Origin of the sequence: Plantactinospora siamensis (assembly GCF_042434095.1) — a bacterium.
Lineage (GTDB): Bacteria > Actinomycetota > Actinomycetes > Mycobacteriales > Micromonosporaceae > KBS50.
On record NZ_JBHLUE010000023.1, the window covers coordinates 1 to 19,798 of the forward strand.

General features: G+C 68.9%; 22 protein-coding genes. 10 read left to right on the forward strand and 12 right to left on the reverse strand.

Going from position 1 to position 19,798, the window contains the following annotated elements; translation table 11 throughout:
* Positions 1-278: 278 nt before the first annotated feature.
* Both ACFFHU_RS25075 and ACFFHU_RS25080 read right to left on the reverse strand, forming a co-directional pair.
* On the reverse strand, positions 279-473 hold the full coding sequence (locus ACFFHU_RS25075; protein WP_377342698.1) for a hypothetical protein: 195 nt from the start codon (positions 471-473) through the stop codon (positions 279-281).
* A gap of 571 nt (positions 474-1,044) precedes the next feature.
* Positions 1,045-4,188: an AfsR/SARP family transcriptional regulator gene (locus ACFFHU_RS25080; protein WP_377342719.1), complete on the reverse strand. Its 3,144-nt coding sequence runs from the start codon at positions 4,186-4,188 to the stop codon at positions 1,045-1,047.
* A 104-nt stretch (positions 4,189-4,292) separates the two neighbouring features.
* Here ACFFHU_RS25080 and ACFFHU_RS25085 point away from each other — a divergent pair, with 104 nt between their 5' ends.
* Positions 4,293-5,105 carry a CPBP family intramembrane glutamic endopeptidase gene (locus tag ACFFHU_RS25085; RefSeq protein ID WP_377342700.1) on the forward strand — a complete coding sequence of 271 codons (813 nt, stop codon included), beginning with the start codon at positions 4,293-4,295 and terminating at the stop codon, positions 5,103-5,105.
* Positions 5,106-5,464: 359 nt separating this feature from the next.
* Positions 5,465-5,740, forward strand: coding sequence for a hypothetical protein (locus ACFFHU_RS25090; protein ID WP_377342701.1), 276 nt, complete (start codon positions 5,465-5,467; stop codon positions 5,738-5,740).
* Between the two features lie 491 nt (positions 5,741-6,231).
* Here the strand turns inward: ACFFHU_RS25090 and ACFFHU_RS25095 are convergent, their stop codons facing one another.
* Complete coding sequence (locus ACFFHU_RS25095; RefSeq protein WP_377342702.1) at positions 6,232-7,563, reverse strand: helix-turn-helix domain-containing protein; 1,332 nt, start codon at positions 7,561-7,563, stop codon at positions 6,232-6,234.
* 153 nt (positions 7,564-7,716) lie between these two features.
* Between ACFFHU_RS25095 and ACFFHU_RS25100 the strand changes: the two genes are divergently transcribed.
* Complete coding sequence (locus ACFFHU_RS25100; protein WP_377342703.1) at positions 7,717-8,502, forward strand: DapH/DapD/GlmU-related protein; 786 nt, start codon at positions 7,717-7,719, stop codon at positions 8,500-8,502.
* Positions 8,499-9,713, forward strand: coding sequence for an acyl-CoA dehydrogenase family protein (locus ACFFHU_RS25105; RefSeq protein ID WP_377342704.1), 1,215 nt, complete (start codon positions 8,499-8,501; stop codon positions 9,711-9,713). Before ACFFHU_RS25100 ends, ACFFHU_RS25105 begins: the two co-directional genes overlap by 4 nt.
* 49 nt (positions 9,714-9,762) lie before the next feature.
* Here ACFFHU_RS25105 and ACFFHU_RS25110 read toward each other — a convergent pair whose 3' ends face one another.
* Positions 9,763-10,245 (reverse strand): NUDIX domain-containing protein, encoded by a 483-nt coding sequence (locus tag ACFFHU_RS25110; RefSeq protein WP_377342705.1) that lies wholly within the window; start codon positions 10,243-10,245, stop codon positions 9,763-9,765.
* A gap of 598 nt (positions 10,246-10,843) precedes the next feature.
* The gene (locus tag ACFFHU_RS25115; protein ID WP_377342706.1) at positions 10,844-11,245 is read right to left on the reverse strand and encodes a formyl transferase; all 402 of its coding nucleotides are present in this window, start codon (positions 11,243-11,245) and stop codon (positions 10,844-10,846) included.
* Between the two features lie 192 nt (positions 11,246-11,437).
* On the opposite strand from ACFFHU_RS25115, the gene ACFFHU_RS25120 reads away from it, so the two are divergent.
* Positions 11,438-12,676, forward strand: coding sequence for an IS701 family transposase (locus tag ACFFHU_RS25120; RefSeq protein WP_377342707.1), 1,239 nt, complete (start codon positions 11,438-11,440; stop codon positions 12,674-12,676).
* A gap of 80 nt (positions 12,677-12,756) precedes the next feature.
* Here ACFFHU_RS25120 and ACFFHU_RS25125 read toward each other — a convergent pair whose 3' ends face one another.
* From ACFFHU_RS25125 to ACFFHU_RS25140, 4 genes are all read right to left on the reverse strand, one after another.
* Complete coding sequence (locus ACFFHU_RS25125; protein WP_377342709.1) at positions 12,757-13,239, reverse strand: hypothetical protein; 483 nt, start codon at positions 13,237-13,239, stop codon at positions 12,757-12,759.
* Between the two features lie 51 nt (positions 13,240-13,290).
* Positions 13,291-13,923 (reverse strand): tyrosine-type recombinase/integrase, encoded by a 633-nt coding sequence (locus tag ACFFHU_RS25130; protein ID WP_377342720.1) that lies wholly within the window; start codon positions 13,921-13,923, stop codon positions 13,291-13,293.
* Positions 13,924-14,018: 95 nt separating this feature from the next.
* Positions 14,019-15,086, reverse strand: a complete 1,068-nt coding sequence (locus tag ACFFHU_RS25135; RefSeq protein WP_377342710.1) for a hypothetical protein — start codon at positions 15,084-15,086, stop codon at positions 14,019-14,021.
* Between the two features lie 31 nt (positions 15,087-15,117).
* Entirely contained in the window at positions 15,118-15,438 is a 321-nt protein-coding gene (locus ACFFHU_RS25140; protein ID WP_377342721.1) for a PadR family transcriptional regulator, read from the reverse strand.
* A gap of 609 nt (positions 15,439-16,047) precedes the next feature.
* Between ACFFHU_RS25140 and ACFFHU_RS25145 the strand changes: the two genes are divergently transcribed.
* Positions 16,048-16,197, forward strand: a complete 150-nt coding sequence (locus ACFFHU_RS25145) for a hypothetical protein (RefSeq protein ID WP_377342711.1) — start codon at positions 16,048-16,050, stop codon at positions 16,195-16,197.
* A gap of 54 nt (positions 16,198-16,251) precedes the next feature.
* Here ACFFHU_RS25145 and ACFFHU_RS25150 read toward each other — a convergent pair whose 3' ends face one another.
* Positions 16,252-16,761, reverse strand: coding sequence for a hypothetical protein (locus ACFFHU_RS25150; protein WP_377342712.1), 510 nt, complete (start codon positions 16,759-16,761; stop codon positions 16,252-16,254).
* Positions 16,762-16,937: 176 nt separating this feature from the next.
* On the opposite strand from ACFFHU_RS25150, the gene ACFFHU_RS25155 reads away from it, so the two are divergent.
* From ACFFHU_RS25155 to ACFFHU_RS25165, 3 genes are all read left to right on the forward strand, one after another.
* The gene (locus tag ACFFHU_RS25155) at positions 16,938-17,579 is read left to right on the forward strand and encodes a DUF4291 domain-containing protein (RefSeq protein ID WP_377342713.1); all 642 of its coding nucleotides are present in this window, start codon (positions 16,938-16,940) and stop codon (positions 17,577-17,579) included.
* Between the two features lie 148 nt (positions 17,580-17,727).
* A complete protein-coding gene (locus ACFFHU_RS25160; RefSeq protein ID WP_377342714.1) occupies positions 17,728-18,024 on the forward strand; it encodes a DUF1905 domain-containing protein in 297 nt (98 codons plus the stop codon).
* A gap of 89 nt (positions 18,025-18,113) precedes the next feature.
* The gene (locus ACFFHU_RS25165; RefSeq protein WP_377342715.1) at positions 18,114-18,686 is read left to right on the forward strand and encodes a hypothetical protein; all 573 of its coding nucleotides are present in this window, start codon (positions 18,114-18,116) and stop codon (positions 18,684-18,686) included.
* A 75-nt stretch (positions 18,687-18,761) separates the two neighbouring features.
* Here the strand turns inward: ACFFHU_RS25165 and ACFFHU_RS25170 are convergent, their stop codons facing one another.
* Positions 18,762-18,887, reverse strand: coding sequence for a hypothetical protein (locus tag ACFFHU_RS25170; protein ID WP_377342716.1), 126 nt, complete (start codon positions 18,885-18,887; stop codon positions 18,762-18,764).
* Between the two features lie 68 nt (positions 18,888-18,955).
* Between ACFFHU_RS25170 and ACFFHU_RS25175 the strand changes: the two genes are divergently transcribed.
* Entirely contained in the window at positions 18,956-19,132 is a 177-nt protein-coding gene (locus tag ACFFHU_RS25175; RefSeq protein ID WP_377342717.1) for a YdeI/OmpD-associated family protein, read from the forward strand.
* A gap of 74 nt (positions 19,133-19,206) precedes the next feature.
* Here ACFFHU_RS25175 and ACFFHU_RS25180 read toward each other — a convergent pair whose 3' ends face one another.
* Positions 19,207-19,716: an O-acetyl-ADP-ribose deacetylase gene (locus tag ACFFHU_RS25180; protein ID WP_377342718.1), complete on the reverse strand. Its 510-nt coding sequence runs from the start codon at positions 19,714-19,716 to the stop codon at positions 19,207-19,209.
* Positions 19,717-19,798: the final 82 nt, after the last annotated feature.

Here is a 19,798-nt window from a genome sequence, read left to right on the forward strand (position 1 = left end):
TGCTCACGGGTGATGTCGCCCTGGACGATCTCGATCGCTGTCACAGCAGGATCCTGGCACGTCCGACGTCGCGATTACCGGCCCACGCGTTGGCCACCCCGACCGATCGGCGGAAGAAGAGTGCGCTCAAAGTCCAGTATCGAAGGGCCATACGCCGTCGGTCGGCCGTCCGGGCGCTGTTCGACGCCGTTCAGCGCATCCGGCTGCTCCCGTTCCGCTCCCCGACCTGTCTGACCAGGCGTCCTGTCTCAACGGTGGTCCGAAGGCACAGCAAACGGCTACGGTGTCCAGCCGCCGGGCGCGACCGGGAACGAGACGACGAGCCCCGACAGCCAGCCTTCCGCGGTAGATCCCTCGACGGCGATGCGGGGGGTGGGCGCCGTCTGCCACTCATCCTCAAGGTACTTGCTGTACAGATGCTCGAAGACCAGGGCCGCAGCCGCGTCGTCTACAGGCTGCTCCCCCTCCCACACCCGCCAGGTCGTAACTCACCCCGGAAGTATGCCGTGCAAGCATGAGAGCCAGGGCGGCCGGATGGGTCTTACTGGTTCTGTGTGCAGGAACCGCTGGCCATCGTTGCGCTGCGCCAACAGCAGGGCTGAGCCGTCCGATCGGTCTACCGGAGTCCATGGACTTCCACCGCTGCCCGCACCCGTCGTCACCCAGTTGGTCACTCGGCCCGGCTCTCCTCGCCTACTCGCACCGCCCGGCATGCTTGGCAGTCGGCCCGTGCAGTTCTGGTGTGAGCAGCAGGAAACGAGCCAGCGGGGGCACCGTCGGGTCAGCGGCCGCCGTTATGCGTGCAGCGCGGCTCCACCCCGTTCGCCTGCGCGCATGTAGAGCACCCCTGATGACATGGATGAGTCGTCGCATGACGCTGAGACTGGTTGCTCAACCATGCTTGAGGTCAAGCCTGCTCCTCGGCGAGGGGCCCCGCTTCGCCACTTGGTCCAGCGCCGCGGCGGGCCGATCCAGACGTTGATCCCCGCCCTCGCCTGGTGTGTCGGCATCGCCCTGGTCGGAACCTGTGGGCCCGTTCCACCTTCACGAAGCGAGCGTGACCTCGACCAGCTGACTCCAGCTGGGATCGGTGCCCTGCCTGGCCGCCTCGGCGAACTCCGTGTCGCCGAGGCGGCTTCGCGCTGCCCGTTCGATCCGGGCCACGTCCGGGTGGGAGCGGTCCGGCAGTCCGCGCACCCCGGCGCTCGCCCCGAGCAGCGCCGCGGCCTGCCGGGGCTGGTCGCGGCGCAGCGCCAGGTCCGCGACCCCGACGAGCACCTGGGCGATCAGGGGCGCGTGCCCTGCCTCGTTCGCCGTCCGGAAGGCTGCGGCGCGATGTCCGCGGGCCTCGTCGAGGTCCCGGGCGAGGTAGCCGAGCAGGTCATGCACGACCGCGTGGACGTTTGCCCGCTCGGCGGCGCCGCCCAGCATCTCCGTGGCGACCTCGAGCTGCCGGCGTGCCTGCTCGGTGTCGCCGTTCCAGCGCGCGAGGACCGCCCGAGACAGCGCCAGCTCGGCCAGCGCCTGCGGCCACGCGACCCGTCGCGCGTACCGCTCCGCCTGCGCCATGGCGGCCGCGCTCGATCGGGTGTCGCCGGACAGCCAGTACAACTGCGCCTGCCGCGACCGGAGCGACACCACGTCCTCCTCGGCGCCGATCTCGACCACAACGGCGACGGCCTGCTCGTAGTAGTCGCAGGCATCGGCGAACTCGCCACGCACGGCGACGCGCTCGGCCAGCTCGGTCAGGGCGAACGAGATGCCCCACCGGTCGCCGATCGCACGGAACTCGGCCAGCGCCGTCCGGAGCATGGTGTCGGCCTCCTGCCCGCCCTCACCAGCCATGATCCGGAACTTGCCGAGCTGCAACCGGGCCAGCGCCGCGACCCACGGGTCCTCGTCGGCGAGCAGGGGTTCGTACGCCGACTCGAACGCCTGCGGCGCCTGCAACAACTGGTACATCGCGGCGACGAACCCCAACGCCGGGTGACTGCCCCGGACCCGGCGCGCGACCTCGTGGGCCTTGTTGATCCAGTCGGCCGCCTCGTACTGGTCGCTGCGGCCGGCGGTGGCGAACATCGAGACGAACGCGTACACCACGGCTCGGTGCTCGTCGGCGACCTCGCCCGGCAGGGCTGCGGCCGCGGTGATCAGCTCATAGCCCTCCGCCTTGTGTCCGCCGAGCCACCAGTACCAGCCGGCGGCGGCGGCGAGCCGCATCGCCCCGCCCGCGTCACCGGCGGCGATGGCGCCGCGCATCGCGGCAGCGATGTTGTCGTGTTCGTCCCCGAGTCGGGCGAGCCATTCCAGCTGCCCGGCACGGTAGAGGTGCGGCTCGGCGGTCTCGGTGAGCCTGGTGAAGTAGCTCAGATGGGCACGGCGGGCCGGCTCCGACTCGCCGGACTCCACCAGCCGATGCTGGGCGTACTCCTTGATCGTGCCGAGCATCCGGTAGCGGGGCGCCCCGCCACCTTCGGAGACCACCAGCGACTTGTCCGTCAGTGCGGTCAGCAGTTCGAACACGTCACCCGCCCGCACCGGGCCGGTGGCGCAGACCTGCTCGGCCGCCGCCAGGCCCGCACCACCGGAGAACACCGACAGCCGGTGCAGGACCAGCCGCTCGACGTCGGACAGCAGCTCCCAGCTCCAATCGATCACCGCGCGGAGCGTCCGGTGTCGCGGCAGCGCGGTACGGCTACCACCGGTCAGCAGGCTGAACCGGTCGTCCAGCCGGTTGGCGAGCTGCTCGATCGACATGGTGCGCAACCTGGCCGCGGCCAGTTCGATCGCCAGTGGCATCCCGTCGAGCGCCCGGCACACCCGGGCCAGGGTGGCCGACGTGCCGGCGTCGGTCACGAGACCCTGGCGCACCGCACCGGCGCGGTCCCGCAGCAGCCGTACCGCCGGGGCGGACTCGACCTCGCCCGGGTCGGCGCCCTGCGCGGGAAGGGCCAGCGACACGACCGGCCACAGCGACTCACCGGTGATGCCGAGTGGTTCTCTGCTCGTCGCGAGGATTCGCAGCCGACGGCATTCACCGAGCACCCGGTGGGCGAACGTCGCAGTGGACTCGATCACATGCTCGCAGTTGTCCAGGATGAGCAGCATCTCCCGCTCGCGGACCGCGGCGACGAGACGATCGGCCGGCCCCACGCCCGATGCCGCACCGAGCAGCGCGTCCCGCAGGCCGAGCGCGGCGAGCGTCGCCTGCGCCACGTCACCGTCGGCGCCGACAGCCGCGAGTTCCACCACCCATGCCCCGTCGGGCAGGTCAGCCAGCAGTACCCGAGCGGTCTCCGAGGCCAGTCTCGTCTTACCCGACCCGCCCGGTCCGATCAGGGTGACGAGCCGATGGTCGGCGATGAGTTCACCGACCGCGGCGACATCAGCGTCTCGGCCGATGAAGCTGGTCAGCTCGGCCCGCAGGTTCGTCCGCCGGTCATCCTCGCGGCGTCCCACCTCGCCGCGCAGCAGCGCGACGTGCAGCGAGGACAGCTCCGGTGAGGGGTCGGCGCCGAGCGCGTCGGCCAGGGCGTCCCTCGTGCGCTCGTACACGAGCAACGCCTCGCTGCCCCGGCCGGCCGCCACGAGCGCGCGCATCAGCGCGGCGACGAGCCGTTCCCGGAGCGGGTGGGCGGCCACCAGGTCGGTCAGTTCGGTGACCACCTCTGCCCCGTGACCGAGGCCGACCTCCGCGTCGAACCGATCCTCGATGGCCGTCATTTGGAGCCGCTCGAGCCGGGCGACCGCCGCGTCGCACGCCGCGCTGTCCGGCAGGCCGACCTCCTGCAGGGCGGCACCGCCCCACAGCGCGACGGCCTCACGCAGGAGTCGCAGCCGCCGATGATCGTCATCGCCGCCGAGCCGGGCAGCGGCGGTGAGGCGTTCGAACCGCACGGCGTCGACCGCGTCGGGCTCCACCTGGAGCCGGTATCCGTCGGTCTGCGCCTCGATCGATCCCTCCGGCAGCACCTTCCGCAGCCGCGACACCAGGCGGTGCAGGGCGTTGGTCGCGTCGACAGGCGGATTCTCACCCCAGATCCAGTCGACGAGCGTGGCCTTGGGCAGCACCCGCCCGGGTTCGAGCGCGAGCACGGCCAGCAGCCCACGCAGCCGCGCGCCCGGTACGTCGGCTCGGGTCCCGTCGTCCATGCGGACCTCGAACGGCCCGAGCAGCCCGATCTTCACGCGGAGCATCCTGCCATGGTCGCGAAGGCAGCCTGTCAGGCCTTTCGGCGCCGCGTCAGGAGCGTGACAGGCCCGTGACAGGAGGCGCCGCGAGTCTCTACGTCATGCAGATGACGCAGACCCCCACCGCCGCACCGGAACGCACCCGGTCGAACCGCTTCGTCGAACTCCTGGTCGCCGACCGTCACTCGGTTCCGCTGTCGATCGCGCTGCACCTCGTACCCGGAGCACTGATCGTCGCCGCCTACCTGCTCCTGGCCGAGCCGTTCGTCAAGGCGATCGGCTACCCGATCTTCCTGGCCTGGGCGATCGCCCTGGTCGTGGTGCTCGTACCGGTCCTGTTCGGCCTGCTGTGGCTGGGCCGTCAGCGTACCGGCCGATTCTCGCTACGAGGAGTTTTGGCCTATATGAACAGGCCGATCTCCCGAGGGAAGATCACTGCCCTCATCGCCGGGCTGATCGTGTGGATGACGGTGGTGTCCCTGTCGCTCACCCCACTGGACAACTTCGTCTTCGACCACTTCTTCACCTGGATCCCGTTCGAGGGCGCGGGTGGCAGCGCCACCACCTACATCGACGGATACCCCCGCTCGATGCTGATCACCACGATGTTGATCTCCCTCCCGCTGACCGGGTTCAGCCTGCCGCTGATCGAGGAGTACTACTTCCGCGGATTCCTGCTGCCCCGCATCGCCCACCTGCGCTGGGGAGCGCCCGTGCTCAACACGGTCCTGTTCTCCGTGTACCACTTCTGGTCGCCGTGGACCGTCCTGTCGAAGATCATCTTCCTGTTCCCGGCGGTCTGGCTCGTCTGGCGCAAGCGGGACATCCGGATCTCGATCGGCATGCACCCCGGCACCTGCCTGCTGATGGCCACGGTCGGCACCATCGCCCTGATGCTGGGCGTCACGCCGTGACGGGCGACGACCGAGGGGGCGTCGCGCACGGCCGTCGACGCCCCCTTGGTCGTTGCACACGGAGGTGCGCCGAGGTGGCGGGCCCGTCACCCAGCGCTACCAGTTACGACCTGCGGGCGTTGGCCCGGGCAGGTCTGCCGGAGGAGGCGCCGAATCGCGGTGACGCCAGGGAACGGGTGTGGCGAAGCACCGTGACGGGCCTGTTGCTCAGCGTCGAGCCGAACCCGGGAGACGACTCGTCGGCCGCGCGTCAGACGTTGCTCGAGGCGCTACTGGCTCGGGATGTCAGCCGGACCCGGCAGTGGATCGCGCGCCTCCCGCCGAGCCACCGCAGTGGTACGAGGTCGCGAGCTTCTTTGATGAACGAGGTCGTCGACCTCTACGAGTACCGGAATGCGATCGTGCACCGGTTCTTCCTGACCAGCATTCAGTACGCCGACCTGGCGCCGCACCTCGTTCGCTACGAGCGGGTGTACGACCAGTGTTTCGCGATCGTGGCGGAGCTGGAGGACCAACAGGTTTGCGAGGGCAAGGGCATGACCGTCGCCGGGCCGCAGTCCGACAGGCAGGCTGTCCTCGTCGAGGTGCTCGCCAATCTGGGGTTCAACCCCGGCAGCTACGGATCAGAAGGCTAGGGTGACCGTCCGGCCTGCGGCTCGCGGGAGAGGATCAGGAGTTCGTCGCGGGCCGTGGACGCGGCAGCTTCCGACGCGTACCCGCCGCGGCGTACCCGCTCGGCCTGTCCAAGCAGATTCCGCTGGAGCGTTGGAAGTACCAACTCCCATGGGTCAGGCTTCGGCAGCTTTGAGCAGCTCTTGCCCAGCGTCCGCCCGGTCGCTGGGGCCAGGCAGCCGCACGGCTTCACAATCGCACCCTGGCTTTTCATCGTTTTCTCCCTTTGTTGGTGGTGGCCACACCCTCACCCAGGGAGATCGGGTAAAAATCGGTCTCCGGATTGGTTCACGATCTCCGTCGACTACGAGTATTCCGGCGCCCGTAAGAGACTTCAGTTCAGTTCGTTATCCGGGATTCGATCTTGGTCCGGGATTCAAACTGAAGGAGGCAACGGGGTAGGCAAGCGGCTCTGTCGCATTAGCGGATCGGTGGGCGCACGTGCCGGGACGGGTCAGGCAACGCCGACGCGGCTGGCGAACTCGCGTACGCCCGGGAGGCTGTGGCCGCGGGTCAGCAGGTCGGTGATGAGCTGCTGGGCCCATGGGCGGAAGCGGACCTCTTGCGGGGTGTCGCGTTCGGCGGCCAGCAGTGCTTGGAACGTCGCCTGCGGGCGACCTCGGCCGTGCAGCGCCAGAGCGGTGTCCTCCCAGTACCGGGCGCGGCGCTCGGGGGAGACGATGCGGGTGGGGTCGACCAGCCGGGCGTAGTCGACGGCACTGCCGTAGTCGCCGAGCACCCGCGACACGCTGACCTTGTAGACGGCCAGTTCGAGCATGTTGAACCGGTCGGCGTTGGTACCGCCGACGCGGCGGGCGGCGTCTTCGGCCTCACCGAGCAGCGTCCAGGCGGTCTCGCGGTCGTCGCGTACCGCCGCGGTGTAGGAGGCCGTCGCCAGCAGTTGGCCGTAGAGGGCGGTGTGGGTGGCGTCGGGCAGGCTGGTGTCGGCCTGCAGCGATCGGGCGGTGTCGAGCATGAGTTTCTGCGCACCGTCGCGGTGCTGGGTGCGGCGCATCACGGTCGCGGCCAGACGTCGGGCTTCGGCCAGCACCATCGGGTCGTCGCCGCCAGAGGCGGCTTGCACGGCCCGGTCGGCGGTGGCCCACGCCATGCCGTTGTCGTGCAGCTTGATCAGCAGCTGGGTGGCCACGTTGTACGCCTGGGCCAGACGGCCGGCCGCCAGCGGCACCTCGTCGACGGTGGCGGCGTCACGCCCAGCGATGGCCTGCGCGAGTAGCCGGGGCAGGCGGCGGGCGAGCTGGGTGTAACGGGTGGCGCGGAAGTCGGCGCGGGCGGCGGCCAACTGCGCGGCCAGCTGATTGCCAGGAATCGGCGCGGCGCTGACCCTGCCGAACAGCACGTCCTCGACGGTGTCGGCCATGCCATGCGCGGCTGCGGCCTGGTCCAGGGGCAGGACCAGCGCCCCGGTCACCGCGGCGGTGGTCGTCGCGATCAGGTCGCGTCGGCGCATCGAGTCACCATCCTCATCGACACCTGCGCCCAGGCTATCGGCGCCAATGTCGAAGGTCGATCGCGACAGCCCGAACAGGTACGCCGGGATGGCGAACACCTCGGCCAGGCGGCGTAGCTCGCGCACGTCCCAGTGGCGATTGCGTTTGGTCTCCATCCGGCTCAGCGTCGAAGCGGAGAACCCGGCCAAGGCAGCGGCGTCCTCCAGGTTCAGCCCGGCCGCCACCCGCGCGGTGCGCAACACGGCGCCGTAGTCGCCGTCGCTGGCCGCCTGCGCGACGGCCGGCATCGTGGTCCACGCGGGCCGGGTGCTCATCGGGCACCTCCATCCACGAGGGCGAGAATTTGAGCGTGACCGATGTTTGCGGGTCGTGCAAGCAGGTTGCGCCCTGCCCGGCGAGGTCTTCGATCCGGTCGGGCGGGCAGGTGTGCTGGGCGCATCCACCAGGGCGAGACAAGGAGTCCCGCGATGATGCACCTGAGCACACCGGACATCCCGATCACCGTCACCGACCTGATCCGGGCCGGGCTGCTGGAGCTCGGCGACGGCTGCCAGATCCACCCGTCGGCGGTCTTTCTGCCCGTCGACATGCTCGGCACGATCCGCCCGATCGTGCTCGGCGACCGGGTCGCCGTCGGCGCGTTCACGGTCGTGCACGGCGGCACCAGCGTCGGCCACGACACCCACATCGGGCACCGGGCGACGGTGGGTGAGCCGGAGTACGGCTACGCCGTGCGCCGCGTCTACCAGGGCACGGGCGCGCCCACCACGATCGGGTCCGGGGTGGTGCTGCGCGCCGGCGCCACCGTCTACGCCGGAGCCAGCGTCGGTGATGACACCACCGTCGGCCACAACACTCTGCTACGCACGAACGTCACGGTCGGCACTGGCAGCCAGCTCGCGGCGAACCTGACCGTCGAGCGCGACTGTGCCGTCGGCGACGGAGTGCGCTGCTCGCCCGGCTCCCACCTAACCGCGGACACCGTCGTGGCGGACCGGGCCTTCATCGGCGCCGGGGTGCGGACCATCAACGACAAGGAGCTGATCTGGCGCGACCCCGACAACGAACCACCGCTACTGCCGCCGAGCTTCGCCTACGGCTGCAAGATCGGCTCCGGCGCGGTCATCCTCGCCGGTGTCAACGTCGGTGAGCACGCCCTGGTCGGCGCCGGATCGGTCGTCACCAAGGACGTGCGGGCCCGCGCCATCGTCTACGGCGTGCCCGCCACCCAGCGCGGCGAGGTGACCCTGTGACCAGCGCGATGACCTGGCTCGACCCGCTGCGCACCAGCGTCCCCGAGATCGACGACACCGGCTGGCAGGACCTGCACCGTCTGGCCGGCGACCTCGGCAGCCTGTGCGCGAGCCCGCCGGCGCCGCAGGACACGCCCGCCTGGTCGCGGTGGCTGCTCAATCTGCGGCGCGAGCTCGCCCGTCGTAGCCACCGCGCCCCGGCCGGGCGGGCCGGGCTGATCTGGCAGGCCCTCGCGCAGTTCACCGCCGGGTTCCACGACCTGGACCTGCGCGACGCCACCGGAGACGGACACGGCGCGATGATCCTGGCTGAGGGCACCCCGCAAGCCGCCACGCGCTGGGCCGCGCGGCTAGCCGCCGGGGAACTGGTCGGGATCGCCGCGACCGAACGGCACGGCGGCTCCCGCATCCAGGAGATCACCACCAGGGCCACCGTCCGCCGTGACGGGACCTGGCGGCTGACCGGCGAGAAGTGCTGGGTGTCGCGGCTGATGGAGTCCGCCGGGTTCGTGGTGTTCTTTCGTGACCCCGACGGCCGGATCAGCGCCACGGTCGTCGACGCCGACTCCCCACGGCTGGAGCGGGAGGTGATCGAGCCGTTCGGGCTGGCCGGCTGGTCCTGGGGCGTGCTGCGCCTGCACGAGCTGCCCGTCGACCCGGCGACCGACCTGGTCGGTCGGGCCGGAGACGGTCTCGGGGTGTTCCGACGCCACTTCGCCCGGTTCCGGCCTCTAGTGACCGCGACGGCACTGGGCACCGCTGCCGGGACACACACCCTGGTCACCGGCGCCCTGGCCGCCAAGATCAGGGTCGGCGTGCTGCCCCGGGTACGCGACAACGCCTTGGTGGTCCTCGGCCGCACTCACGCCGAGATCACCGCCGCGCTCCTGGCGACCTTCACGACCAGCCGCCTGGCCGCCAACTCACATCCGCACGCCGACTTCGCTGCCAGGGTCGGCAAAGCCGCCGGTGTCGACACCGCCGTCCGCGCCGTCGCCGACCTGGCACCGCTGATCGGGGCGGCCGGGTTCCAACGGACCCACCCGATCGCCAAGGCCCGCGCCGACCTGACCGGGCTGCTGTACGCCGACGGCATCCACGACAGCCTCTACCGCTCCGGGGGCTGCACCCTTCTGGCCGGACCGGTCACCGACGTGGCACCCATCCGACCCGGCACCGTAGCCGTCGATCGCTGGGACAAGGCAGCCTGAACAGTAAGACGGCGCGCACCCTGGCGAGGGCGCGCGCCGCTGGCGCATGTCAATGCGCGTGAAAGCCATTCTCCAGGTCGAACATCGTGCCCTCGGCCTTAGCGCACAACGCGGCGATCACCCGACGGGCCAGCAGCTCCGACATCCGTTCCCGAATCTGATCCTGGTCACACCAGGCCCAGCCGCGCAACTCGTCCGGCGGCAGCCGGATGTCAGCTGTGCCCAGCTCGTCCAAGGCGCCACCGTCGTAGACGAACATGACACCCTCGGTACGTCCCGGCCGCGGCGGCACCCAGTCGGTCACCAGCAGCCGGCCGGGGACGATCGACTTGCCCAACTCCTCCTTGACCTCACGGACCGCCGCCCGGCGGGGCGACTCGTCGGCATCGACGCACCCGCCGACGATCTCCCAATAGTCCTTGTAGACGGGCTCAACCAGCAGAGCCCGCCCGGCAGCATCGGTGAACAAAACCGCGGCGCCCATACGTTTTCGCGGAAGCGTCGCCGTGTAGTCGCCCGATGGTGTGCTCACCGCCGCAGGCTACCCATGCCGGCGACCTCACCACGCCCCTTTCATCCCACCGTCCTCCGCAACGCCCTGCCAAACGACTAACGACCGCGAAATGACCACCTCGGAGTTTCCTGGGCGCTCACAACCGACCGATGCATCCACATCGCCGCAGGTCAGGACCTCAGGCCCTTCCCCAGCGTCGGTGAGCACTTCGTGCGTGGTGACCACTTCGCCGGTCTGCACCCATCCTGCTCCCATCCGAAAGCCCAGGGCGCCTGCGAGGTCCTTACCGCCGTGATCTGCGCATACTCTCCTACCAGGCGATATAGAGTGCCGTTGACCGCTGTTCAGCGCCGTTGAGTGCGTCTCGTGAAACAGGACGGGCCAACTACTCTGAACTGCGGAAACGCGAACCTGCAGGTCGCGGTGGCTGCAGTTGAGTGCGGTCCAGTGCCGTTGGGTGCTGTTCGGTGCCGTTCAGCGCATCCGGCTGCTCCCATTCCGCTCCCCGACCTGTCTACCGGGCTTCCTCTCAAGGAGGCCGCCTAGTACTCCAACGCCACTTGGCTTCGGCGGCTGGCCTCCTCCTCTGTGTGGGTCAGCGGCGGACGAGATGGCCTCATTCGGCGATCGATGCCGCTGCTGTGGGGGCCCAGCGGGTCAACCACTGCACGATGGCCTTTGGGTTCCGCAGTTCCAGGTCACCGTTAACTTCCAGCCTGAGCCAGCCGGGGCGAAGGAGACCGATCGTGGTCAACCGCGCATGATCATGTCCGAGCAGCTCGAGCCATAGATCGGGCCACTGCATCCAGGCCATGATCTTGCTGTCTGGTCGCGGTGCCAGCGCTGCTCGCAGTTGCATCAGCGCCTCTGGGTCATGCTGGTCAGCAAGGGCCGGAGGACGGTTGCGCCGCTTGCGAGTTGGTTCACCCGGCCCGACTGAGTCGAAGACGCGGACGCGAGTCGTCCTGTCCAAGGTCTCGGCCAGTTCAGCAAGAAGATCGCTGATCACGCTCGTCATTCTTGTCGCACGGTGACGCGGCAGCCAGCCGAAGCCAACGAACCTTCGGATGGCTTCGTGCTGGGCGTGGCGTGGGCATGAGGGCAGCCACCGCGTTGATCATCGATGGTTTGTGAGGACAACCGAAGATCGCGCGGTGGCCGCGGGCCACAGCGTAAACCTTGATCAGTGGCGGGTCATCCTGGACGAGCGGTGAGGCGTGTCGCTGATCGGTTCGTGCGGGCGGAGCCACGCCGGACCGCCGGGCAGTTCGTGGAAGGGCTGCTGTCGGACGCAGAACGCAAGACCTGCTGGTCGCTTGCGGAGCGGGCTGGTCACGCTGATCCGCAGGCGATGCAGCGGCTGCTGCGCACAGCGGTGTGGGACGCCGACGCCGTCCGCGACGACGTGCGGACCTGGCTGATCGAGCAGCTCGGCCACCCCGACGGTGTGCTGGTCACTGACGAGACGGGGTTCCTGAAGAAGGGCGTGTGCTCGGTCGGGGTGCAGCGGCAGTACACGGGCACCGCGGGGCGTGTCGAGAACAGCCAGGTCGGGGTGTTCCTGGCCTACGTGACGCCCACCGGGCGGGCGTTGATCGACCGTCGGCTCTACCTGCCGGAGACGACCTGGTGCGATCGCCCTGACCGGCTCACCGCCGCCGGCGTCCCGGAGAAGGTCGAGTTCGCCACGAAACCCGCCCTGGCCCGGCAAATGATCGCCGCTGCGCTCGAGGCTGATGTCCCGTTCAGATGGGTGACCGGCGACGAGGTCTATGGCGCCGACCCCAACTTGCGTGCTGACCTCGAAGACCACACCATCGGCTACGCCCTGGCCATCGGCTGCGACAGACGCGTGTACATCAACGACGGCCGCACCCCCATTCGCGCTGACGAACTCGCCGAGCGGATCCCCACCGCCGAGTGGCAGATGCACAGTTGCGGGCCAGGGGCGAAAGGTTCCCGCGACTACCTGTGGGCGTGGATCACCACCGCCACCGGCCCGGGTGAGTATCGGTGGCTACTCATCCGCCGCAACCGCAGCACCGGCGAGTTGGCCTTCTACCTGTGCTGGTCATCCCGCCCAGTCCCGCTGCACACCCTCGTCCGTGTCGCCGGTTCCCGCTGGAGCATCGAGGGGCTGTTCCAGACCGGCAAGGGCCAGGTCGGCCTGGACCATTACCAAGTCCGCGGCTGGACCGGCTGGCACCGGTTCATCACCCTGGCCATGCTCGCCCTGGCCGTCCTGACCCTCCTCGCCGCCACCGCACAGCAGCCCCACACCGGCCCGGAGATCATCGCATTGACCGTCGCCGAAATCCGCCGGCTCCTCAACGCCTTCGCCCTCGCCACATCGCTACCGCCAGAGCACATCCTGCACTGGTCGCTCTGGCGACGAACATCCCAAGCCCGAGCCCGCCGATCCCACTACCAGCGCAGACAAGCCAAATGACGTTGGAGTACTAGCCAGCGCGCCCGCTCGGCGGCAGATGAGAATGAGGCGCGTCTGTTGTCGGCGCTTCCGATACGAGGTCATGCAACCCTGTTGAAGCGATACAGGTTGCATCCGTCCGGGTCGCCGTCGAACCAGTACATCCAAGGCTGCTTTCGACTGCCAGAAATATACAAGGATGTAAGGTAGCCCGGCCTCCCCTTCGCGGTCAGGCTCAGATCGATGTCGCCGGCGCCTGTATGGCCGGACTGTAGGGTCCACGTCCCGGGTCCAGAAAGATCTAGCCGTGCGCCGTCGGAGTCCCTGGCAAGCGCGGTTGCAACCAGCATGTTGCCCGTCTTCAGTTCCATACGAGCGCCATCCCGGGTCTCGTAGGTGCCGATGAGATCGGCCTCAGAAACATGGTTGGGCCGCTCGGTGCCGCACCCCAGGTAGTTCACCGGTCCAAGGAAGACCCACGCCCCGACACCGCAGGCCAGGACCCCGGCGCAGACGGCAACGAGACCCACCACCAGGACACCCACGCCCACGCCAGCATTGCTCCACGCAGATCTTGCGGTCACGTAAGCACGATAACGGGGACGCCCTCAATTCGGCAGAGCCGCGAGCGCTGGCTACGCCCCGGAGGCCATGTAGGCGGCGAGGATGTAGTTGGGGTTCCGGTCGAGGTTCGTGCGGGCTCGGTCGTAGCGCATGGTGGTACGGGTGTCGGCGTGGCGAGCGGCGATCTGCACGTCGCGCAGGCTGACGCCGGCGTCGAGCATGGTGGTCACGAACGTGTGGCGCAGCATGGGGAGGTGCATCCTCGGCATCCGGATCCCCGCGAGGTGGGCCAGGTGCTTGAGCCGACGAGTGGCGGCGTGTCGGTCCATCCGCCGACCGTGGGTGTTGTGCAGAGCGGCCCGGCGGTGCGCTGGTTGACGGCCCGGTCGATGGCTCGGGCGACCGCGGGTGGCAGCGGGACGAGCACAACCATGCCGCCCGTGCCGCGCACCCGTAGGACCCGGTGGCCGTGTTCCTTTCCCAGGTCGGCGATGGTCGACCCGCAGGCTTCGAAGATTCGTAAGCCGAGCAGGCCCAAGAGGGGACTTGGGCGAAGCCGTTCGGGTTGGCCGACAGGGCGGACGTAATCGGCTGGCGAGTGCTCCAGGACCGCGTCGATTACACCGACCCGATAGAACCCGACCACGACCGACAGCCGACGGGACACCGTCGAGGGCTGGTACCGGCGAACGTCTTGCAGCCAGCGCACGTACCGCTCGATATCCACCCGATCTGCGGAGAGCGGGTCAAGGCCGTGGTCGCCGGCAGATCCGTACACTTCACCTTGGCTGCTGCGGCGTCAATCGTGCGCGAGCGTTTGGTCGGCTGGCTGACGGTAGGGCAGCGCGGCCAGGCCCAGTGCGAAGGTCAGCATGAGGCAGCCGAGCAGGAACGGCAGCGACATGGTGGGCTGGCCGAGCCATTCCCACAGTGGATGCCAGCGCAGATGCGGCTCGCTCAGGTGGTGCGAGAGCATCTGCGGCGCGCTCAGCAGGATCGGTGCCCACCACAGGAACATCGCGAAGCCGTACAGGAACTTCGCCAGTCCTTGGGCCAGCGGGTGGCCCTCTTCCGTGCGTCGGCTGGCCCAGCCGAACAGGCACCAGCCGCTCAGCGTGCCCAGAACGAAGGCGATGACGCTGACGGGATACGCGCTCCAGGGGGTCGACCGGGTCATGGCGAAGTCCATGACCGGCGTGGTGTTGTCGGCGTTGATGTGTATATCAAGGACGTTGTCACCACGCTGCGCGGACACAGTGATGTCGGACGGTATCGAGACGGGGTCGCATCGCGGGTCGTCGGGAATGCAGTCGTACGCGTTGGAGTAGACCGGTTCGGTATAGGTCCATCCGGCGGCTTGGAGCCGCTGCCGGAGTCCGGCGAGGACGAGCGGACGGCTATCGGCCGGCAGTTGCTCGAAAGACGCTCCAAGTCCGGCCAGCGAATATTCGCCGCCGTCACCCAGCAGCAGGTCGGAAACGGAGTTCCAGCTCAGCGGGCTGCCGTAGATGATGAACACGGCAGGCGGATCATCCTTGTCGATGTGGCTCACCTGCTTGTCCGGATAGAGCTGACCGACAGCCGCGGCAAGCTCGTTGTGATCGAGCGGGCGGGAGCCGAGCCAGGTCAGCCAGATGCCAAAGGACGCGGCGAACAGACCGCAGGCCACCGTGAAGATCGATGCCCAGACCCCCACGGTGCGACTGGCTGGTCGCCCGAGGCGGGCGCGCAGGCCGTGGCGTAGGAGATTCGCCGCCACACGCGGACCCCGGCTGGTTGGCGCCATGTCGTGCACCGTTTCGAGGATTTCGGCGCCGCGCTTCCGGCGGTAGTCGCGCGGGTAGGACAGCAGTAGCCAGCGGAGCATGGATTCTCCCAGGACGCTGCGGCAGTCGGGGTCAGGCGAGCTCGGGCCGTAGGGCGCGCAGCCGGGATTCGGCGGCCGACGCCAACTGGCGCAGCCGTTCCGTCTGGCGCGCGAGGGCGGTGCGGCCGTCGGCGCGCAGCCGGTAGTAGCGGCGCAGCCGGCCGTCGATGACCTGCTCGTGGCTGAGCTCGACCCAGCCCTGAGCCACCAGCCGGTCCAGTGCGGCGTAGAGGGTTCCCGGCAGCAGGGTGACGCGGCCGCCGGACAGGACGGCGACATCCTGGATGATCCCGTAACCGTGGCGCGGCTCGTCGGCTAGCGCAGTCAGGATCAGAAAGGTGGCCTCGCGCATTTCAGTCACGCGGGCAACATATATTGCTGATCAATCTATCGTCAACGCGCGGTTGCGGGAACCTGGCCGAATCCTGGCGCCCACAGGGGCTTACGTCCGGCCGGCCACCGAGTCGCAGTGCCGACAGCTGCACGGCATCCCGAGGCGCCCCCGGAGCGCTACGTGCCGAGCGGCGAGGGCCTCGATCCGAGCTGGGTCGTACGGGTCGCAGCCGGCCCGGGCCGGGTAGTCGCGGCCCGCGATCCAACCAAGCGTGACACCCGGGCGTCGCGTTCCTGGAGGAGATCGTCACACTGCACCTCGAGCAGCCGCCGGTCCGCCTGGAGACCCGACGGCCGGATCAGCGCCACCGTCGTCGACGCCGACTCCCTACGGCTAAAGCGGGAGGTGATCGAGCCGTTCGGGCTGGCCTGCTGGCCCTGGGTGTGCTGCGCCCGCACGAGCTGCCCGACGACCCGGCGACCGACCTGGTCGGCCGGACCAGAGACGGTCTCGGGGTGTTCCGACGCCACTTCGCCCGGTTCCAGCCTCTGGTGACCGCGGCCGCGCTGGGCACCGCTGCCGGGACCCTGGTCACCGGCGTTCGGCGTATTCGTAGAAATTGCTGGCGTGCCGGACGCAGTGGGCCTGGCGGAGATCACAGCGATGTCGCACGACATCGCGCTTCCCCTCGTGGCTACGGTGGTGCGCGGAACGGTGATCGGTCACACTCCGCACAACCACCAGATCAAGCTACGTCTCATTGGCCATCAGGACTGAGTCGCTGGCACCAGGGGTGAAGGTTCGCCCGCTGCGCGACAGGTCCGGACCCCTTCACTCGGACGCGAAGTTCCACTGGGCGGGTAGGGCGCCGCCGCACATGGCGCACGTGAAGTCCTCGTCGCGCACGATATTGCGCTCACCGCAGCCTGGGCAACAACGGAAGGTGACCCGGTCGGTGAAGCCACCAGGATGCGGTACGCCGACGCGGTCGAGAGCGCTGGCCACGGCGGGCCAGCAGTCTGGATCGGGGCAATAGCCGGTCCACTGATTGGTCACCGCCACCACGCGCCAACCCATGCCGGTGGAGGCGAAGCTCATCTCACCGGCGGCGAGAACCCGCCGCCCGTCGGCGAGGACGACGTGTTCGCTACGACGCGGCGCCAACCTGAGCACACCATCGAGATCAACGACAAATGTCACGGGCTCGGCCAGTTCCCCACCACCACGCCCGGCCAGCCAACCATCGAGCGACGCGGACCCGTCCACGGCAACGACGTCCACCGCGGTCCGGTCTCGTACCTCGGCCGGACCGACGTAGCGATACCGCCTGCATTCCGCCACCGCGTGACGGTATCCAACAGGGCTCGAATACGTCTACGCCGATTCGGGGCTTAAGGGAGACGCCGTTACGGAGCGGCGGCAGATGCGGGTGCCTCCGCGGATTCATTTCGGCGTGGCGCTGGCGTGGTGCGGAATCTCGGTTGAACGGTCGAGTTCCGATCGGTGAGGATCACGTCGTGTCCGTTCCCGCCCGTCAGGTCCGCGCCCGCTACTCGGCCGACACCATCACCGTGTACCAGGCGTATCCCCCGCACATCGCGCTGCCAGCGGTGGCAGCCGGCCGTTTCGTGGCCCCCTTCAAGCGAGACCGGATGACGTGGATCAAGCCGTCGTTCCTGTGGATGATGTACCGCTGCGGCTGGGCCACCAAGCCGGGGCAGGAACGCGTCCTGTCCATCGACATCACGCGCGACGGATTTGAGTGGGCGCTGACGCGAGCCTGCCTGAGCCACTACGACCGAGACCTGCACGGTGACAAGGCGACCTGGTCGCGGCAGATGAAAATCAGCCCCGTCCGAGTGCAGTGGGATCCGGAACGATCGCTGCAGCTGACGGCGTTGCCGTACCGGTCTCTGCAGCTGGGGTTGTCCGGCGTGGCCGTCCACCGATACGTCGATGACTGGACGGTGGCCATCACGGACATCACCGCCACCGTTCATCGCGTAAGGGACCTCCTGCGCGGCGGTGACGAACAGGCCGCAGCAGCTCACCTGCCTGTCGAACATGCTTACCCGCTGCCGGCTCAGATCGCCGCCGGTCTCGACGCCAGCCTGGACAGCACCGCCGACGAGGTGCCCGAACAGCAGCACGGACACTGACGGCCGCCGGCAGACCACGTGCCGGTCCGCGGCAGAAGCGGACGCGGGTTGCCCGTCGGTCCCGTGTTGATCGCCGGCGGTTCGGCCTTCGCGTCTGGGTCGAGACGCCCGCTGGCGTGCCGTGGTCGCCGGTGGCTACGGTCGCACCATGGGCGAAATCCTCACTTTGACCTTGACGCTGCAGCCGCGCGGACCGGCCGCGGCGTTCGTACTTTCAGACGAGCAGGTTTCCGCGGTGGGCGAGGGACGTAAGGCGTTCCCGGTGCGGGTCGTTGTCAACGGGGTGACCCTGCCGTTGCGGCTGGCCCGCATGGGCGGGGAGAACCTGATCGGGTTGGCTCGTGCGGCGCGGGAGCAGGCGGGGTTGACCATCGGATCGGCGTACGAGGTGGACATTTCCGCCGACCTGGCAGTCCGTAGTGTGGAGGTGCCCGAGGACTGTTGACGCTCACGTATTTCCCCTGGCTTGGGCTCATGTAATGGGACCGGCCGTCCTATCCACCTGATGATGTGAGGTGGGTAGGGTCGTCGATCGTGAGCACTGATGGTGATGCAGGGCTCGCCGGTCTGCTTCAGCGCGTCGTGGCCGACTCGCTCGCTTGGCTCGGCGAATATCCGGCGGATTGTGTCGACGCGGGGGCTTTGACCGCGTTCCGGCAAAGCCTCGACTGGTTCTCTCAGCAGCTCCAGGACCGGCAAGGTGGTCGGCTCGCGTCCGGCGGCCTGCAAGAGACGGCGTTGAGGGTCGCTGCGGAGCTCTTCGTCGACTTGTCCTGGTGGTTGGACACCTGTCCAGACGAAGAGGTCGAACTGGACGTGGCGGTGAGCGTGCTGGAGAACGGTGCGACGTTCACCTATGAGCTGTCCGACGACCAGCGGCAACGGCTTGTCGAGGTTCTCGGCGAACTTGCTGCGGCCGAACGGCATGAGGGCGTCGGCATGCGATATGCCAGCTCCCATTCGCGATCGGCCTCGTCGACGACGAGGAACCCGAGTGCGAGATGCCGGTGGCTCGTGAGTGGGTTCGGCCCGAGGACAGGGCGAACGACCAGGCGAACATCTAGCCAGCAAGCGCAGCCCTCACGGCCTGGTCGGGACGCCCTGTAATCAGAACGGCGGCTGTCCCGGTTCAGGGGCTGGCGATTCGCGGGTGTCGGCGGTCCAGTCCTCGATGTCGTCGGGCTATGGTGCGGGGCGGCCGCTGTCGTCCCAGAAGCCGGTTTCGGCGCCGGTGGCGTGCAAGGCGGCGTTGAGCAGCACGCGTTCGGCTCTTTGCGGGATGTTGACGCCCGGCTCCGGATTGGTCATGCCACGGCTTCGCTGTAGGTGCGGGAGTCGGGCGGCGGCGTGCCGGGAGGCGTCGGCGGAGTGGTCATTTGGATCTCGCCGTTGTGCTGGCCGGTGATGCCGAGGCCCGCGCAGCCTTCGACTCGCTGACATACTCGCATCGCAAGGAGTTCGTCCGCTGGATCAGTGAGACCAAACGGGACACTACCCGCGCCCAGCGGGTCGCCAAGACGGTAGAGATGCTGCGTGCCGGCCAGCACCGCTGAGACACCCCGACCATCCGCAACCATGGCCTCCGATCACGGATCGTGACAAGCCCAGAGCGGCAAATGAGTGCGTGTCAGTCGGTGCGTACCGCTGCCGCTTGTAGGTGCTTACGGGTGTCTTCGTCGAAGGCGACAAGTCGTACCCGTTGGAGCGCCGTCGGTGTGGCCCTGATCGTTGCCAGGGCGATCTGGGCGGCCTGGTCGGCGGGGAAGCCGTAGACGCCGGTGGCGATCGCGGGGAAGGCGATGGTCCGGGCGCCGAGTGTGTCGGCGAGTTGCAGGCTGCGTCGGTAGCAGGAGGCGAGGACATCGGCCTCGCCGTGGTGACCGCCTTCCCAGATCGGCCCGACGGTGTGGATGACGTGCCGTACCGGCGGGTCGAGGTCGAACGCCGGGGTCGCCATCGCGTCGCCCGGCTCGCAGGGGCCGATCGCGCCGCCGGCCTGTGCCAGGCGAGGGCCGGCGGCGCGGTGGATGGCCCCGTCGACACCGCCACCGCCGAGCAGCGACTCGTTGGCCGCGGTGACGATGACATCCACATGCTCACGGGTGATGTCGCCCTGGACGATCTCGATCGCTGTCACAGCAGGATCCTGGCACGTCCGACGTCGCGATTACCGGCCCACGCGTTGGCCACCCCGACCGATCGGCGGAAGAAGAGTGCGC